Annotated in this window: 13 protein-coding genes; 6 read left to right on the top strand and 7 right to left on the bottom strand. The window is 65.6% G+C overall.

What is annotated here, in order from left to right:
• The first annotated feature begins 203 nt into the window (after positions 1-203).
• Positions 204-1,166, top strand: a complete 963-nt coding sequence (locus ASF32_RS03190) for an acetyl-CoA carboxylase carboxyltransferase subunit alpha (RefSeq protein WP_056423603.1) — start codon at positions 204-206, stop codon at positions 1,164-1,166.
• 372 nt (positions 1,167-1,538) lie between these two features.
• Positions 1,539-3,104, top strand: coding sequence for a murein L,D-transpeptidase family protein (locus tag ASF32_RS03185; protein WP_244477897.1), 1,566 nt, complete (start codon positions 1,539-1,541; stop codon positions 3,102-3,104).
• A gap of 78 nt (positions 3,105-3,182) precedes the next feature.
• On the opposite strand, the gene ASF32_RS03180 is transcribed toward ASF32_RS03185, so the two are convergent.
• The 3 genes from ASF32_RS03180 to ASF32_RS03170 all read right to left on the bottom strand — a co-directional run bounded on the left by ASF32_RS03180 (position 3,183) and on the right by ASF32_RS03170 (position 7,126).
• A complete protein-coding gene (locus ASF32_RS03180; RefSeq protein ID WP_056423601.1) occupies positions 3,183-3,428 on the bottom strand; it encodes a hypothetical protein in 246 nt (81 codons plus the stop codon).
• A gap of 131 nt (positions 3,429-3,559) precedes the next feature.
• On the bottom strand, positions 3,560-4,276 hold the full coding sequence (locus tag ASF32_RS03175; RefSeq protein WP_056423599.1) for a PhoH family protein: 717 nt from the start codon (positions 4,274-4,276) through the stop codon (positions 3,560-3,562).
• A gap of 444 nt (positions 4,277-4,720) precedes the next feature.
• A complete protein-coding gene (locus ASF32_RS03170) occupies positions 4,721-7,126 on the bottom strand; it encodes a UvrD-helicase domain-containing protein (protein ID WP_056423597.1) in 2,406 nt (801 codons plus the stop codon).
• A gap of 143 nt (positions 7,127-7,269) precedes the next feature.
• Between ASF32_RS03170 and ASF32_RS03165 the strand changes: the two genes are divergently transcribed.
• Both ASF32_RS03165 and ASF32_RS03160 read left to right on the top strand, forming a co-directional pair.
• Positions 7,270-7,512, top strand: a complete 243-nt coding sequence (locus ASF32_RS03165; RefSeq protein ID WP_056423595.1) for a hypothetical protein — start codon at positions 7,270-7,272, stop codon at positions 7,510-7,512.
• A gap of 187 nt (positions 7,513-7,699) precedes the next feature.
• Entirely contained in the window at positions 7,700-11,272 is a 3,573-nt protein-coding gene (locus ASF32_RS03160; RefSeq protein ID WP_056423593.1) for an AsmA family protein, read from the top strand.
• A 28-nt stretch (positions 11,273-11,300) separates the two neighbouring features.
• On the opposite strand, the gene ASF32_RS03155 is transcribed toward ASF32_RS03160, so the two are convergent.
• Positions 11,301-12,086, bottom strand: coding sequence for a hypothetical protein (locus ASF32_RS03155; RefSeq protein ID WP_056423591.1), 786 nt, complete (start codon positions 12,084-12,086; stop codon positions 11,301-11,303).
• Positions 12,083-14,251, bottom strand: coding sequence for a S9 family peptidase (locus ASF32_RS03150; protein ID WP_056423590.1), 2,169 nt, complete (start codon positions 14,249-14,251; stop codon positions 12,083-12,085). The genes ASF32_RS03155 and ASF32_RS03150 overlap by 4 nt, the downstream gene beginning before the upstream one ends.
• Positions 14,252-14,754: 503 nt before the next feature.
• Between ASF32_RS03150 and ASF32_RS03145 the strand changes: the two genes are divergently transcribed.
• Both ASF32_RS03145 and ASF32_RS03140 read left to right on the top strand, forming a co-directional pair.
• Positions 14,755-15,189 carry a MucR family transcriptional regulator gene (locus tag ASF32_RS03145; protein ID WP_056423588.1) on the top strand — a complete coding sequence of 145 codons (435 nt, stop codon included), beginning with the start codon at positions 14,755-14,757 and terminating at the stop codon, positions 15,187-15,189.
• A 177-nt stretch (positions 15,190-15,366) separates the two neighbouring features.
• Positions 15,367-16,221 (top strand): DUF6456 domain-containing protein, encoded by an 855-nt coding sequence (locus ASF32_RS03140; RefSeq protein WP_056423585.1) that lies wholly within the window; start codon positions 15,367-15,369, stop codon positions 16,219-16,221.
• 5 nt (positions 16,222-16,226) lie between these two features.
• Here ASF32_RS03140 and ASF32_RS03135 read toward each other — a convergent pair whose 3' ends face one another.
• Positions 16,227-16,649 carry a SufE family protein gene (locus ASF32_RS03135; RefSeq protein ID WP_056423581.1) on the bottom strand — a complete coding sequence of 141 codons (423 nt, stop codon included), beginning with the start codon at positions 16,647-16,649 and terminating at the stop codon, positions 16,227-16,229.
• Between the two features lie 115 nt (positions 16,650-16,764).
• Positions 16,765-17,805 carry a PAS domain S-box protein gene (locus ASF32_RS03130; RefSeq protein WP_056423579.1) on the bottom strand — a complete coding sequence of 347 codons (1,041 nt, stop codon included), beginning with the start codon at positions 17,803-17,805 and terminating at the stop codon, positions 16,765-16,767.
• Positions 17,806-17,940: the final 135 nt, after the last annotated feature.

The following is a 17,940-nucleotide window of genomic DNA, read 5'->3' as shown; positions in this document are numbered from 1 at the left end:
ATGACCCAAGGCCAAGCTTAAGGCTATCGTCGTGTAGGGCGAAGGCCGGCTCTGAGAGCCAGGATGGTTGACAGGCGGTGTTCCTTCGCCAACACCCCCGGCCAATCGCGGCTTTTCCCGCCCGCCCCGGACGCCTTCCGTCGCCGTTGTCTCCGACACGGCATCCCGGCGCACCAATGGCGACGAACAAGGATCTCTGACCGATGTCGGTGACGCGCTCCTATCTCGATTTCGAGAAGCCGGTGGCCGAGCTCGAATCCAAGCTGGAGGAGCTGAGGACCATGGCCGCCCGCGACGGTGCGGTCTCCATCAGCGAAGAGGTCGGCCGACTCGAAGGCAAGGCCGCCGCCGCCCTGTCGGACATCTACGCCACGCTGACGCCCTGGCAGAAGACGCAGGTAGCACGCCACCCGCAGCGGCCGCATTTCATCGACTACTGCGCCGGGCTGATCACCGAGTTTACTCCCCTGGCAGGCGACCGCACCTTCGGCGAAGACCAGGCCATCGTCGCCGGTTTCGGCCGTTTCGAGAGCCGAGCCGTCTGCGTGCTGGGCCAGGAGAAGGGCTCCACCACCGAGAGCCGCCTGCGCCACAATTTCGGGATGGCCAAGCCCGAGGGTTACCGCAAGGCAGTGCGGCTGATGGAATTGGCCGATCGGTTCGGCCTTCCCGTCCTCGCCTTCGTCGACACGGCCGGCGCGTTCCCTGGCATCGAGGCGGAGGAGCGTGGGCAGGCCGAGGCCATCGCCAGTTCCACCGAGGCCTGTCTCGCCCTCGGCGTGCCCAATGTCGCCGTCGTCATCGGCGAAGGCGGCTCGGGCGGTGCCATCGCGCTTGCCACCGCCAACCGCGTACTCATGCTCGAACATGCGATCTACGGTGTGATTTCGCCTGAGGGTGCGGCCTCGATCCTCTGGCGCGACCAGGGCCGTGCGGCGGATGCGGCCACCGCCATGAAGATCACTGCGCAGGATCTGCTGCGCCTTGGCATCATCGATGGCATCATCCCGGAGGCGACCGGCGGCGCCCACCGCGGCCGCGAGGCAGCCATCGCCAATACGGGCAAGGCCGTGGCCAAGGCACTGGCCGAACTCGATGGTCTGAGCCCCGACGAGATTCGAGACCGCCGGGCCGCGAAGTTCCTCGATATCGGCCGTAAACTCTGATGCGTCGTTTTAGCGCATCCCTTCTGCGGAACCGTTGAAGAGTTTGTTAAATCCCGCCTCGGGACTGTTCGTGAAGCCCCGCTATGACGACGGGCCTAGGGCGCATCGCACAGAGAAATACCAGCGGAATCAAGTCGATTGCTCTCCGACTGGCATGCCTGAAAGTCGAGGCTCGACGACACTTTGCGGCAAGGTGTTGCCCACAATGAGGAAGCCACCGAAATCCACATCCTCACGAGCCGGCCATTTGCGTCTTCTTGCGGTAACAACCGGGTAAGTTTAACGACGCTATTGGGTTGGGGAGTGGCGTTCGACGGGCGAGATCCCGCGAGCGCATGAATGAGGACGGGGTTCCCCATGGCTTTGCGCCCGCTGGCTCTACGCCTGGCTACGGCTGCCGGTATCGTTGCGCTCGCTCTCTCCCTCACCGCTTGCCAGGACGGCTCGATGGGCGGCGGCGTCCCGTTGCGGGCCCTGACTCCCGTCCCCGCGAAAACCTTGGCGCTCATGGCGCAGAAGGGCATGGCGACGAACGACCCCATCCTGATCCGCGCTTTCAAGAAGGAAGCGGAGATGGAGGTATGGAAGCGTGGCGCGAACGGCCAATACGCGCTGCTCAAGACCTTCCCGATCTGCCGCTGGTCGGGCCAGCTCGGCCCCAAGACCAAGCAGGGAGACCGGCAGGCCCCTGAGGGTTTCTACACGGTGACACCGGGGCAAATGAACCCGAACTCGTCCTATTATCTCTCTTTCGATACCGGCTACCCGAACACGTACGACCGGGCCAACGGGCGGACGGGTAATTACATCATGGTGCACGGCACCTGCTCGTCCTCGGGCTGTTTCGCCATGACCGACGAATCGATGGGCGAGATCTACGCCCTGGCCCGCGATTCCTTCGCCGGCGGGCAGCGCGCGTTCCAGTTCCAATCCTACCCGTTCCGGATGACGGCGACGAATTTCGCCAAGTACCGCAACGACCCGAACGCGCCGTTCTGGAAGAACCTGAAGGAAGGCTCGGATTATTTCGAGGCCCTGCGCGAAGAGCCGCGCGTGAACGTCTGTGGCACACGCTACGTCTTCGGCGGACAGGATGTGGCGGCCGGCTCGTGCTCGCCGAAGGTGGATACGCTCGTTGCCGAAAAACGGGCGCGGGACAACCACGACATTGCCGAGCTCGTCGCCAAGGGCACGCCCGCGACGCGTGTCGTCTATGACGATGGCGGCCAGAATCCGGTCTTCCGGCCGCAGCCGCCCGCCTCGACGATGGCCTTCGCGAATTTGACGAAGAAGGAAGAGCCGGAGGCCCCCTACGACCCCAAGGAATATGCGCGCCATCATCTCGGTGAGGTGAGCCGGCCCGAGAGCCTGGCGGCCGGCGAGCGCGAGGTCGAGGTGGATGCCAAGGGACGGCCGGTGATGCTTGCCGCCGCCGAAGCTCCGATCCCGACCAAGGCCGCTGCGGCCGCCCTCAAGCCGGGGGCCGACAAGACCAAGTCCGGCAGCATCGTCGCGAAGACGGATGCGGCGTCCGAACCGCAGAAGCCGGCAGCGACGGCGCGCATCATGGTGGCCGATGCCGACGCGGATTCACCTGCCTACACAAAGGTTCTCGGCAGCCTCTTCACCGCGAAGGCTTCACCGACGCCCGCGACCCCATCGGCCAATGCCGCCACGATCCCGGCTGTCGCATCCGCGCCGGAAACGATCCAGACGGCACCGAAGGCTGGCAAAGCGCCCCATACTGGTCATGCGATCACGGTGCCGACAGTGACCGGCGCCGTGGGACAGAAGGCCAAGATCGCCGCCGACCCCGTGAAAACCGGCAAGGCCACGACGAGCGGTGCGCCGTCACCTGTTGCCAAGACGCCTCCGGCCAAGGATGCCGCGCTCAAGGAAACATCGGTGAAAGCCACGGCGGCCACACCGAAGCTCTGAACGGTAGCACTCTCTAACGGTCGTCGCACAAAAAAGGGCCCCGATCGGGGCCCTTTCACATTCACATCGCTGCTGCGATCACATCCGGTGCATGCGGCGGTGATGCATCATCCGGTGACGCATGTGGTGGCGGTGCATGCGCATGTGGTGACGGCGGTGCATCCGACGATGCATGCGGCGCTCAGCATGGTGCATACGCACGGGAGTGACGGTCTCGGAGGAGGTCACACCCATCGGGGCGCCGGGGGCGGCCGAAGCGCTCGTGGCGAGGCCGGCTGCGCCGAGGCTTCCGACCATGGCAAGCGCGAAGATCAATTTTCTCATCGGGCGTTTCCGTTCTCTTTAACCCGAGCTCCGCGCTCGGATTGATCTCCCAAGCTGGCGCCGGGGAGATGATTGCCGCACGCCGAGACGTGCGGCGGGTCCGGTTCGACCCGCCGCTGATAACACTCAAGTCAGAGTTTCGTTTCCTCGAAGGCCCGTACCCATTCCGCGCAAATGCCCGAACGGACGATATCGTCGAGGGTGAATTCGACGATCGGGATCGGCATCATGCGGCTTTTGACGAGATGGATCACGGTTCTGAGGCCCGACGTCTCGCGCAGGTCGGTCTGGGACACGTCGCCATTAATAATGACCTGGCAATCGTCGCCGATCCGGGTGAGGAACATCTTGATTTCGGCGGTGGTGGTGTTCTGCGCCTCGTCGAGGATCACGAGGCAGTTCTTGAAGGTGCGTCCGCGCATCACTTCGAAGGGGACCACCTCGATGTCGCCGGTCTTCATGGCGATCTCGTAGGCGGCGTCGCCCATTCGCTCCTTCATGGTCTCGGTGAGCGGGGTCACCCAAGGCGCGATTTTTTCCTCTAAGCTGCCTGGGAAGAACCCGAGCGAGCGGCCAGCGGGGACGTTGGGGCGGGTGATGATGACCTTGGAGATGCGGCGCTGGCGAAGCTGATCCGCGGCGCGGGTTCCAGCAATGTAGGTCTTACCGGTACCGGCCGGGCCGAGAACGATGACCTGCTTGTTGACGGCGAGAGCGTCCAAATACTCGGCCTGTCGCTCCGTGAGCGGTTGGATCGGGGCCAGGTTACGCTCGTCGTCGAACCGGGTGCGGTGCAGCCGCACCGGGCGGTCTTCTACCAGCTCAAGTCGCGTGCGCCGTCTTTTCATCGATCAACACTCCAACTGGACTTGCCAACTAGGGTTTAACTGATCTTCGACCTGCTGACGTCTTTTAACCTCGATAACTTTTCCTGCACGGCTACTTTTATCAACACTACGCCAATTCGAGAGCAGGTCTTTCAGTTCCGGATGTCGCCACGACGCCTGTGGACGACTGGCCTCGAAGATGATGCGGGCCCCGCATGCGCGACCCACGAATCACCTACGCACGCACCATGCCGCTCCCGTCGCGACAGGGGCGTGACAGCGCGAATTCTTGAGTGTGTGGCTGAATATCTCTCGGAAGACTCAGCGGCGACAGTTGAAGCGGGTCATGCGGATGGAGAGGGCGGGATGTCGGCGCATCCATCTCGACCATGACACTCCTGCCCTGCTGAAGGGCTGAACCGGCCGGACCACATCTCTTATCGAGCGTGGAGCCGGCCGGGTGCTTCAGCCGGGCTGGATGAAGCTGTCGAGAACCATCTTGCGGCCGGCCTTATCGAAGTCAACGGTCAGCTTGTTACCATCGACGGCTGCCACGTTGCCGGGGCCGAACTTGGTGTGGAAGACTCGCATACCATCCGAAAACGCGGAAGGCGCACCTGTCGACTTTGCCACGAGCTCGCCTTCGATCTGGCGAGGGCCACCATTGCCTCGTCCGGGCGGCGAGGACCGTCCGAAAGCTTGCCGATTCCCGCCTCCGAACTCCTGGTTGCCGGCAGTGTTGGCTTGCGCCCGCTGCCAGCCCGGCGTCGCGTAGGAGGAACCGAACGGCGCCGGGTTGCGGTCGAAGCGCGAGGCGCCGGCGGAGAAATGCGCCGGGGCGTCGACCACGTCGACGGCGTCGGCGGGCAACTCGTCGATGAACCGGCTCGGCACCGTCGAGGACCACAGCCCATGGATGCGCCGGTTCACCGCAAAGGACAGCTTGGCGCGTTTGCGGGCGCGGGTCAGGCCCACATGGGCGAGACGGCGCTCCTCCTCCAGCCCGGCGCGGCCGCTCTCGTCGAGCGCCCGCTGGTTCGGGAACAATCCGTCCTCCCAGCCGGGCAGGAACACGGTGTCGAATTCGAGCCCCTTGGCCGCATGCAGGGTCATCAAGGAGACCCGGTCCGCCCCTTCCTGCTCGCTCGCCTCCATCACGAGGGAGACATGTTCGAGGAAGGCAGCCATGTCGGGGAATTCCTCCATGGAGCGCACGAACTCCTTGAGGTTTTCGAGACGCCCGGCGGCATCGGCGGATTTGTCCTTCTGCCACATCTCGGTGTAGCCGGATTCCTCCAGAATGGTTTGAGCCACTTCCGAATGCGGCTGGGTACCGACCATCCGCGCCCACCGCGAAAAGCTCTCGACCAAAGCGCGGACGCCCGAGCGGGCGCGCGGCTTCAACTCGTCGGTCTCGATCAGGCTTCGAGCGGCCTGGAGCAGCGGCACGCGCTGCAAACGCGAATAGCCATGCAGGATTTGTAGGGTAGCGTCGCCCAGGCCCCTCTTCGGGGTGTTGAAGATGCGTTCGAAAGCGAGGTCGTCCGCCGGGTTCATGGTGACACGCAGATAGGCCAGCGCATCGCGAATTTCGGCACGTTCGTAGAATCGTGGTCCACCGATGACGCGGTAGGGCAGACCGAGCTGAACGAAACGGTCCTCGATCTCGCGCATCTGGGCCGAGATGCGCACGAGCACAGCGATCTCCGAAAGCGGATGCTGCTTGGCCTGCAGGCTCTCGATCGATTCGCCGAGTTGGCGCGCCTCTTCCTCCGAATCCCAGGCGCCCGACACAGTCACCTTCTCGCCGGCCACGTCTTCGGTGCGCAGGGTCTTGCCGAGGCGGCCTTCGTTCTTGGCGATGAGCCCGGATGCGGCGGAGAGAATATGACCGGTGGAGCGGTAGTTGCGCTCGAGCCGCACCACGGCCGCACCGGGGAAATCGTGTTCGAAGCGCAAGATGTTGTCGACCTCCGCCCCGCGCCAGCCATAGATCGACTGGTCGTCGTCGCCCACGCAGGCGACGTTGCGGTGCCCCTGCGCCAGAAGGCGCAGCCAGAGATACTGGGCGACGTTGGTGTCCTGGTACTCGTCGACCAGGATGTAGCGGAAGCGCTGCTGGTAATTCGCCAGCACGTCCGGGTTCTCGCGCCACAGCTTGAGGCAGAGCAGCAGCAAATCGCCGAAATCAGCGGCGTTCAAGGTCAGGAGCCGGGCCTGATAGGCGGTGTAGAGCGCGCCGCCCTTGCCGAAGGCGAAGGCCCCCGCCTCGCCGGGGGGGACCTGCTCCGGCAGGAGGCCGCGGTTCTTCCACCCGTCGATGGCCGAGGACAGGGCGCGGGCGGGCCAGCGCTTCTCGTCGATGTTCTGGTCGACGATGACCTGCTTCATCAGGCGCAGCTGGTCGTCCATCCCCAGGATGGTGAAATCCGATTTCAGTCCCACCATCTCGGCGTGCCGGCGCAGGATCTTGGTACCGATGGAATGGAAGGTGCCGAGCCAGGGCATCCCCTCGCCGGCCGGGCCGATGAGGGCACCGATCCGGTGCTTCATCTCGCGGGCGGCCTTGTTGGTGAAGGTCACCGACAGGATGTCGTAAGGCCGCGCCTTGCCGGTCGAAACCAGATGGGCGATTCGCGTGGTGAGCACCCGCGTCTTGCCGGTGCCTGCACCAGCGAGGACGAGGACCGGTCCTTCCGTCGTCTCGACGGCGCGGCGCTGCTCGGGATTCAGCCCTTCGAGATAAGGCGAACCCTGTGGCCTGAGGGAGGCCATGGCGCGCGCGGCGATAGAGGTCTGCGCGGCCTCGGCCGCCACGCCGGAGGCCGGCGCCGGCACAGGGGCCGTCGTCGCGTCGGGATGCTGTTTCATGTTGCTTCCCTGGACCAAAACGCGAACGACGTCGAGGGTTGGGACAAAAGGTCGGCCCCAGATGGGTGGCCGGGAGGGGAACCACGGTTTCCTCTCGGGCGTCGTCTCACCATACCGTGAACATCATCACCAGAGGACGTTCCATGCGTACCGCCCTATCCGCCATCTCGATGCTGACCGTTGTCGCCGGCCTATCCCCCGCCCTGGCCCAGTCGCCCGGCACGCGATCACTCAACGAAACCAACGACCGGCTCGCGACCCAAAGCGAGATTCGCGGCGTCCGGCATCAGCAGCAATTCGAGAACAATCAGATCCGCATGCAGATGCAGCGCAACGAAGTCACCCGTCCGGCCCCGATCGGCTCGGGACTGACGCCACGTCGCTGACCGGATCCGCTCCGGGAGGCATGCCCGGCAGCTGTTGACTGCAAGAAACGCCTCTGGCGCGGAACCGGTCACCTTGTGCTATGCCGCACAGGGTGGGGGCACGACCGGGCATGACGTCCGGTGAGACGACGTGCCCGCCCCATGGCAGTCCCGGAGACCGGGCCGGAGCGAGGCGGAAACCAAGACGGTGCGAGACATCCTGACCGCGCTGGCGGGCGCCGTCATCCTGATCCTCGTCGCGGCCCTGGCGGTCCCGCCCCTCGTGGCTTGGGAGAGCTACCGCACATTGGTGGACCGGACGATCGGCAGGTCGCTCGGTCTCGATGCGCGCACCGAAGGACGGATCGCCGTCAGGCTTCTCCCCTCGCCGCAACTGAGCGTCGATCGGCTGCGCATCGGCGGACAGGTCGACAAGCCAGCGTTGGATCTTTCGCTCGTCAAGGCCGAGATCGGTCTCACACCGCTGCTGACGGGTGAGGTCCGCTTCACCGAGACGCGGATCGGGCGAGCGGAAATCAAGCTCCCGATCAGCGACGACGACGCGGTCCGCCTTCCCGCCGATCTCTATCAGACGCTCGCCGACCAGGATCTCGCCATCGAGGACCTGTCCATCGGACAGGTCATCCTCACGACCGTCGTGCCGCTGAGCGGCCGCACCGATCAGGTGCGGGCCGAGACCGTGCATCTCTCGGCGCCCCAGCTCCTGGGCCCCTGGCGGATCGAGGGGACGAGCGGCGCGGTCGCCTTCCGGATCGCCACCGGCGAACCCGCCGAGGACGGCAGCGTCGCCGTGAAGTTCTCCGGCGGCGGCGATACCCGTCCGCGCTTCGAGGCCGACACTCGTATCCGACTCGAACCTGTGCCCGGCGAGGCTCCCGCACAGGGTAGCCAGCTGCGTGCGATGATTCCGAAGGCCGAAGGATCGGCGCGGGTCGTGGTCGGGCCGCCGGTTCAGGTGGCGGGCGCCTACCTGCCGTTCTCCCTGGGCGGCACGTTCAAGGCGCGGGGACCGGTGGTGCGGTTCTCCGACGTGAAGGCCGAAATCGATCCCGGCGGTCAGGCCATGCGACTGGCCGGAACCGGACGAATCGATCTGCGCTCCTGGCGGGCAGCACTGACCCTGGAGGCGCGCCGCCTCGACCTCGATGCCTTCCTGATTTCAACGGCCGGTCAGGCCATGCTGGCGCGCGGGATGCCCCGCGCCGGATCCGAACTGCCGATGATGGTCGATCTGGACCTCGCCCTCGAAAGCATCGGCCTCGGCCTCGACGAATGGACGAATCTCCAGCTGTCCGGCACGTTCGACCGGACGGGAGGCCTCGCGCTTCGGCGCTTCTCGGTGACGGCGCCGGGCAACACCGCCCTCACCGCATCCGGAGAGGTCGATACGCAACCGGCCCTGCGCTTCACGGGTAACGTCTCCCTGGATGCCGCCGCTTCCGACGGGTTCGGGCGGTACCTGCGCAAGTTCGGCCTCGGCGGCCCGGCTGTCGCGGTGATGGACGGGCGCCCGATTCAGGTATCCGCGGACGTCTCGACGGCGAGCCCGTCCTCGTCACTGCGAAACCTCCGGCTCTCCCTCGGCGAGGCGCGGATCACCGGCAACGCCCGCTATACCCAGGCCGAATCGGGCGGGCGCGGGCGCTTCGATGCTCAGCTTTCGGCGCAAGGAATCGATGTCGCAGCTCTGCCTTCCTTCGGCAGCGCCTTGTCCGGCCTTCACGACCACGACCTCGGCCTGACGATCCAGGCGCGGGACGTGCGCTACGGGCCGGCCGGGGCCCATTCGGGCAACGGAACCATCGCCGCCAGCATCCAGTCGGACGGAGCGAGCCTGAACGTCGGCAGCCTCGACGTCACCGACCTCGCCGGCGCCAACGCCAAGCTGTCGGGCCGGATCGCGCCGGATGGGTCAGGCCGTATCGCGGGCCGGATGTGGGCGCCGGTAGCCGCCCCCCTCATCGCCCTTCTCGACCGGACGTGGATGGCCGAGGCTCGGATGATCCCCGGCTTCCTGCGGGCGGGCAGCCTCGATCTCGCCGTGACCCTGGAGCGCGAGGCGGGTGCCGCCGACACCCTGCGCACCAGCGCCAGCGGAACAGCCGCAGGCGGCAGCCTCGGCCTCGACCTGCTCTCGCGGGGCGGGCGTATCGACAGCCTGTCCCTCGATCTGACGACGCCGCTCGCCGGACGTTGGTTCGAGCGCGAGGACATGGCCGCCCTGCGCAAGCCGGCGGCCCTGCACATCAGCGGAGCACGCGGTCAGCCCGCGCCCGACGGCTCGGTTCCGGCCCTCGGCCTCGATATCTCCGGCACCATCGCCGACCTCACGCTCGCAACGGTGAAGCCGGTCGTGCCCGGTCCGGGCCAGACCCCGCCGGAAGCCGGCGAGATCCTTTTGAAGACGCCGGATCTCGCGCCCTTCCTCGTTCTCGCCGGGAGCACGGATGCCCTACCCTCGCCGATGCCGGCGGAACTGCTCCTCGGTCTGTCGCGGGCCGGACGCGATGCCCATGCCGACGTCACCGGGCGGATCGCGGGGGCCACGGTCCTCGCCAATGTCAACCGATCGCCCGCCGGCGACATCTTCGGCAGCGTCGCGCTCGGCCGGCTCTCGCTGCCCTGGCTCGCCGCTTCCCTGATCGTCCCGCCCGACGCGAAGAAACCGGAAGCCGGAGACGGCGCACGGTTCGGCGCAGCGCCGGCTGTCAGACCGCCCATCGACCTTGACGTCAGGGTGGATAAGCTCGATCTCGGCCGGCGCTTTACCGCCGAAGGGGCGGCTTTCGGTGCCCGGCTCGACAACGGCGTCCTCACGATTCGCGACGTCAACGGACGTCTCGCCGGGGGACGCCTCGTCGGCAACATCACGTTGTCCCGGCAGGGTGGCGCGGCAGCGATCTCCGGGGAAGGCAGCCTGAGCGACGCCGCCATCGCGGACCTCGTCGGTCCGGGACCGATCTCCGGCCGGGCCAGCGCGACCCTTCGCTTCGGCGCTTCGGGCCAGAGCCTCGCGAACATGGCGAACAATCTGGGCGGAAGCGGCGATCTCAGCCTTACCAATCTGGTGCTTCCCGGCGGCGATCCGGGCGGGATCGAGCGCGCCCTGGCCAAGGCGCTCGCGGAAGACGATCCGCTCCGGGAGGGACGGCTCCAGGCCCTGGTGGCCGAGGAACTCGCCACCGCGCCCATGGCAGTGAAGGGAACGGTGAAGGCACCCGCGACCCTCTCGGGCGGCTCACTGCGTGCCGCGCCCCTCACCTTCGATCTCGGCGGACCGCGCTGGGCCGGTACCCTCTCCGTCGACCTGACGACGGGGCGGTTCGATGCACGCGGGACATTGACGGGTGGCGGCGCTCCGAAGGGCTGGACCGGAGGGATTCCCTCGATACAGCTCGCCTATTCCGGCCCGCTCGCGAAGCCCGACCGCAGTGTCGATACCGGGCCCCTGACCACCGGCCTCGCTGCCGTAGTCCTGCAGCGCGAACTCGATAAGATCGAAGTGTTCGAGGCCGATCAAATCGAGCGCCAGCGGCGTCGCGCCAGGATCGAGATGGACAAGGCCCGTGCCGCCGCCATCAAGGCGGCGGCCGAAAAAGCCGCAGCGGAGAAGGCGGCCGCCGAGGAGGCCGCCCGTCAGACGCGCATTCGCGCACTCGCACCGAACCTAGACGATGCCGCTCGCCGCGCCGCCGATGGCGTACCGGCCCCGGATGTCCTTCCAGGCCGGGTTGTCGAACCGCCCGCACCGCAGCCCTGATCGCGGCCGGTTTCAGGAACGAAGACGATCAGGGAACAGGCAGCGCGGCCCGGGCCGCCACGATTGCGTCGGTCAGCACGGCATTGGCGCCCTCGGCTTTGAGGGTAGCGAGGGGAATGACCTCCACGTCGGCGCAGGCCTGGACGACATGGGCGAGGTCGAACTGGACTGCGAGGCCACCCGCCTTCGCATCGAGCCAGACAGTCATCGCAGGCGGCCCATCGCCATCTGGCATCGATACCGCCTCCCGGCACTCGTCGTCGTCGGCATCCGCCTTCGCCTGACCGGTCCTGGGGCGATAAGCCTTGAGGTAGAGGTCGAAGAGCCGCTTGGAGGACAGGGACACCATCCTGCTTCCATCCATCTCGGTCTGGAGCGCGACCTTGCCGGTGAGAGCGGGCGGAAGCAGCGCGGTCCAATCGACGGGAGCACCGGAAACGAGGTCGTAGACGATCGCCGAGGTGCCGGTATTGGGATGTACGCCGCCGCAGAAGGCGCTGTCCGTCATCGTGTAGCTGAGGAAGCGGGGGCCCCGCATCGTCACGTCGATATGCCGGCCGTAATCGGCATGTTTGCCTCCCTGCGCCAGACACTCGGCCGCGGCTTTACGCGCCGCTCCGTCTAGGCGCTGAACGGCGGTGTTGATCCGCCGCTCGGCGTCGTCGACGGGGTTGGCGATCCGCGGCATCGCCGACAGATCCTTGGCGAGGTCGGGGGGAACCTCGAGGGCCACCGTCCTGTCCGCTGCCGCGCCCGGCACCAGCGTCGCCAGGAAGCACCCAGCGGCGGCAGCGGTTCGGATGAAGGCCGTCACGGCTGCAGGCTCTCGCTGCCACCAGCCAGCCCCGCCGCCCGGAGGGCGAAGGCATAGATCAGGGCCACTTCTTCCAGCCGGTCGAAGCGTCCCGCCGCCCCGCCATGGCCGGCTTCCATGTTGATCCGCATCAGGACGGGGCCTCCGCCGGTCATGGTGGCGCGCAGGCGCGCCACCCATTTCGCCGGCTCCCAATAGGTCACGCGCGGGTCGGTGAGTCCGCCGAGCGCCAGGATCGCCGGGTAGTTCTGCGCCGAGACGTTGTCGTAGGGCGAGTAGGACAGGATGCTCTCGAAATCCTCGACGCTCGCGCCCGGATTGCCCCATTCCGGCCATTCCGGCGGGGTCAGCGGCAGGTCGCCGTCGAGCATGGTGTTGAGCACGTCGACGAAGGGCACGTCTGCGACGATCCCGGCGAAGAGGTCCGGCGCGAGGTTGGCCACAGCCCCCATCAGCATCCCCCCAGCCGATCCGCCATGGGCGACGATGCGCCCCGACGTCGTGTATCCGGCGTCCGCCAGGGCGCGACCGCAGGCGACGAAGTCCGAGAAGGTGTTGGGCTTTTTGGCCCGCTTGCCGTCCATGTACCAGTGCCAGCCCTTCTCCGTTCCGCCGCGCACATGGGCGATGGCGTAGACGAAGCCGCGATCCACCAGCGACAGCAGGTTGGTGCGGAACGCCGCCGGCATCAGGGTGCCATAGGAGCCATAGCCATAGAGTAGCAGCGGAGACGAGCCGTCGAGGACGAGGTCACGACGGTGGAGGAGCGAGATAGGCACGCTCTCTCCGTCCGGTGCCGTGGCGAAAATCCGGCGTGTCACATAGGCGGCGGGATCGTGCCCGCTGGGGATGGTCTGGCGCTTGCGCAACTGACGGGCGCGGGTCGAACAATCGTAGTCGTAGGTCTCGGCCGGCGTCGTCATCGACGAATAGGTGAACCGGATCACCGCCGTCTCGAATTCATGGCCCGGCTGGAGGCCGAGGGAATAGGCTTCCTCGGCGAAGGCCACGATGTGCTCGTTGCCCTGCGTATCGCGGACGACGATGCGGGGCCGCGCATTCTCGATCTCGAGACGCACGAGATGCTGGGCGATGACATGCTGGTGGCGGATCATCACACCGCGCCGGTGTGGAATCAGATCGGTCCAATTGGCGCGGCCCGACGCACCGATGCGGGTGGTGACGATCTTGAAGTCCTCAGCCCCGTCCGCATTGGTTAGAATGAAGAGGTGGTTCCCCCAATTCTCCACGGAGTAGATGAGCAGCGGCTCCCGCGGCTGAACGCATAGCAGTGTTGCATCCGGCGACCGGCGATCGAGGAGATGCACTTCCGAGGTTTCGTGGTCACTTGCCGTGATGGCCAGGTAATCGCGCGATTGGGTCGTCTCGATATGGACGAAGAAGCCAGAATCGCGCTCCTCATAGAGCATGCTGTCGGCGGACTGGTCCGTCCCGACGACGTGATGCATGACGCGGGCGGGACGATGGTTCTCGTCCACGGCTACGTAATGGAACGACAGGCCATTCGCTGCCCAGACCACTTCGCCGGTGGTCGATTCGACGCGGTCCGGAAGATCCTGTCCCGTGCCGAGATCGCGGACGCGGATCGTGTGAAGCTCGGACCCCTTGGAATCCGCGCTCCAGGCAAGGCGAGCATGGTCGTCCGAATGCACCGCCGCCGCGAGCTCGAAGAAGGCGAGGCCCCTCCCCTCCTCGTCACCATCCAGCAGGACCACTTCGCCCTCCTCAGCCCCACCCGTACCGGCGGTCTCCGCCCCATGACCGGGGATCACCACCACCGTGCGCGGCCGGCGGCAGACGAGGGGATGCTGCCCACCCTCGCGATGCCGGGTGTAATAGGCGAATGCACCGTCCGGCTCGGGTACGCCGCTATCGTCCTCGCGGATGCGCCCGCGCATCTCCGCTACCAGCGTCTTCCGCAAGGGCTCGAGATCGCCGAGCGCGGCTTCCGTATAAGCATTCTCAGCATTGAGATGTTCGCGGATATCCGATGGAAGGGCACTAGGATCCTTCAGGACGTCGCGCCAGTTCTCGGCTTTTAGCCAAGCATAATTGTCGGAAATTGATCGGCCATGCACCGTGAATGTGTGCGGGCGCACGTCAGGGACAGGCGACTTGCTTTCCAGGTGGAAAAGATCGTCCATGGATACACCTGCAAGGTTGCCAAACATCGTCGGCTGAATAGCGTAGCGGCGATCAATTCGGCTCGTGATCGCCTTCGATGTCTGCATGTGTCCCAGCTGAACGCTGTGGGCAAGGTGGAGCGGAAAGTCTTTTCCTGCCGTCTTCGGCCGAACTGTGCCAGACCGGTCAACCGATCGGGAATGCGCGGAATCAGAATGCGTCCAATCATGCATGCATAAATGACGTCAAACTTGCGCCAATGCATGATCACGCTGAATTGAACTATTGTTCAAAAATCTTGATTCGGCATATCCAGAGGTTTGACTTATGTCTTGCAGGGCCAACTTGAATATCATAAAATGACTGACATGGCGATTACCATCTCCCATCATCATGGAACACCGCTGCGTGACGCCACGATGCCGAAAGTCAATGCCGTGGTTTGCCAAAACGCCTCTTGGCTCCTCGCCCGCATACTTAACAGACTGTTACCGGCATCGTGCTTAAGGGAACCGTTTAGACAATGAGCGACATTGAGAATTCGGCCGACTTCGTTGAACTGACGGTCGACATCGTCTCGGCCTATGTGAGCAACAATCCTGTGCCTGTCGGTGAGCTCGCACAGCTCATTACAAAGATCCACGCCTCGCTGACCCAGGTCGCGAGCGGTGAAACCGAGGCCAAAGTCGCAGCCGCCCCGCAGCAGCCTGCCGTTCCCGTCAAGAAGTCGGTGACTGCCGACCACATCATCTGCCTCGAGGACGGCCGCGTATTCAAATCGCTTAAGCGCCACCTTCGCGCGAAGTACGATATGAGCCCGGAACAGTACCGGGCGAAGTGGGGCTTGCCGTCGGACTACCCGATGGTCGCCCCGAACTACGCCAAGGCTCGTTCGGACCTCGCCAAGGCGATCGGTCTCGGCCAGACCCGGAACGGGACCTACGACGAAGCAGCGTAAATCGACCGGCCGGGCATTCGCGAAATCTCGCAGCCCGGCCATTTCCCGTTCCGCAGGAGCGGGGACTGTTCGTGCCCGTGAGCGGCGCTGAACAAAAGCCGCTTGCGCTAGGATATTTTTCCTTTATTTTTCCCTGGGCCAACGCGGCACCCGCTGTCACGCGCTAGGGAACATATCATGAACACATCCCGGATCGGCCAAACACGCAGCACCAGCCGTCGACCATTGTCGGTCAGTGTTCCGACGGAACTCAGCCGCGATGCGGCCCGCCTTCTCACGGCCCTCGACGTGGAGGGGGCCTACGCGTTGTCGGACCCTTTGGCCGAGGGAGACATCATCGTCCGCAACGGTGGCGACGGGATCTCGGTAAGTCGCGGGCGCTACCTCGCGCAGGCCGGTCAGACCCTCCTGTCCTGCGATCTCGCCGAACAGGCGGATGGGCGTCGTGCCAGGCTGACCATCAGCGCCGCGGGCCGGGCCAGGCTACGGCGGGAACGGGCCGGCCGGGACACCCCCTATCTCGCACAGCATCTCGATCTCGAAGGCCGCGGGGAACCGAGCCGACCGGTTCGCGACACATCGGAAAGTCCACTTGCCTGGATGGCCCGGCGGCGGGATCGGGACGGGACGCCCCTGATCGACGCCGCCTGTTTCGAGGCGGGCGAGCGGCTGCGACGCGACATGACCATGGGGGCAATGATGCCCCGGATGGGTTCGGACTGGAGCGGGGTCAAGGTGGATGGTGGGGGCCCGCGCGATCCCTCGGCTGGGTCGGACGCCATGCTGGCGGCCCGGCAGCGAGTCCGAGCGGCACTCAGTGCGGTAGGCAGCGACCTGTCCGGATTATTGATCGATCTCTGCGGCTTCGTGAAAGGCCTGGAGATGATTGAAGCCGAGCGCCGTTGGCCGGCGCGTTCGGCCAAGGTCGTCATCCGTATCGCCCTGGCGCGGCTGGCGGAGCATTACGGGCTGGAGCGGGAAGCAGTAGGGCCTAGCCAGTCACGCCTGCGCCTATGGCGTGACCGCGCCTGAAGGGCTCAGGCGGCCAGTTGCGCGGCATCCCGGTGGATACGCTCGGCCATGGCCCGAACTCCGTTGGAGCGCTTCGACGTCAGGTGGGCACCAAGGCCGATCTGCTTGAAGACCTGGAAAACGTCGACTTGGGCGATCTCTTTCGGCGTCTTTCCATCGTGCAACGCCATCACCAGGGCGATCAATCCCTTGGTGATGAACGAGTCGCTGGTTCCTCTCAAATGCAGACGCGGAGGCTGCTGCGAATGATCGACGTTAGAATCGACCCAAACCTGGCTTTCGCAGCCATGGACGCGATTCTGCTCGGTGAGCAGTTCATCAGGGAAGGGAGGCAAGGCACGGCCGAGTTCCATCAGATACTCGAGCTGGTCCGGCCCGTCGTCGAGGATTTCGAAATTGTCGATGATCGTTTCGATGGGCGGAAGCATAATGGCGGGCTGAACTCTTACGAATGCCGACACGGCGCGCTGTGAAGGCGCGGCCCGTTGCAGCCATATAGGAAGCGGGGGCTACCCAAGCGACCCTCGCTGGCGCGAAAGTCCGTTATTCCGAGGGATGGACCAGAGCTTCGGGCAGTTGAAGCTCCATCGGATCCGAATGCGTTCCGGTGCCTCGCACCGCGATCTCGGCCTGTGCGGCATAGGCCGCCACCAGCCGGGGGCCAAGATTGGGCACATCCGCCACGCTGGCCGCCGGCTGATCGCCGCCGGAAACGATGGTGAGCCGAACCGGAGCGCCAGCCGTGGCATCGATGGTGATCGAGATCGTGCAGGACACGGAATCGGACGTGGCGTCGAGGCATTCGGCGACGACCTCGGCGACGATCATGCCCAATGCGTTGGCTGTCCTCGGCTCGACGAGGCTGGTGCCGCGCCCTCCCACCGTCACGCTGATCCGCCCGGCCCGCCGCAACTGGCCGAGGCCGGATGCGAGCCGGTGGAGGTAATCGCGCAGGTCGATGGACGCGATATGTGGCGCCTCATGCAGATGCTGCTGGACGAGGGCGATCGCGCGGACGCGCTGGCCGAGCGCCTCGAAGCTGCCGCGGCAAGGTGCCGGCGCGGCGCGACCGTAAAGGCCGATCAGGCTTACCATCACCTGAAGGTTGTTTCTGACCCGGTGATACACTTCCGCGAGAAGGGCCTCCTTCTCGACGAGCGCGTGTTCGGCATGCTCTTCGGCGCGCTTGCGGTCGGTGATGTCGAAGCACGAGGCCAGGTAGCCCTGGAACGTCCCGTTCTCGGTGAGGGGGCGGGCGTTGTTCAGCAGCCAGCGATAGGCACCGTCATGGCGGCGCAGGCGAAACTCGATGGAGTATGGCGCGCGCGATGCGAAGGCCTCTTCGACCAGCGCCGCATGCCGATCAAAATCGTCAGGATGCAAGCCACGTCGCCAGCCATGACCGAGCTCGTCGTCGCGGGACCGGCCGGTGAAGTCGAGCCAGCATTCGTTGTGATGGATCGCCCCGCCCTCGGTATCGGAGCGCCACATCATCAGAGGCACGAAATCCGCGAAGCGACGGAAATCGTCGCACGGCACGGCCTCGTCGATGTTTGCCTCGGTCGACTGTGTCTCCGCGGCCATGGTGCTCCTACTCTAACCGCTGCGCGACGCTCGCCCGACAATATCTATCGGCGCCGGTCAACGTATCGGACATGGCACCGTTCCTACGGCTTGGGTCTGCCGATGCACATAGATCGATAAACTAGCAAGCCTCGT

Origin of the sequence: Methylobacterium sp. Leaf91 (assembly GCF_001422815.1) — a bacterium.
Taxonomy (GTDB): Bacteria; Pseudomonadota; Alphaproteobacteria; order Rhizobiales; family Beijerinckiaceae; genus Methylobacterium.
The sequence above is the reverse complement of the archived record's forward strand: the minus strand, read 5'-3'. Positions and strand labels throughout refer to the sequence as shown.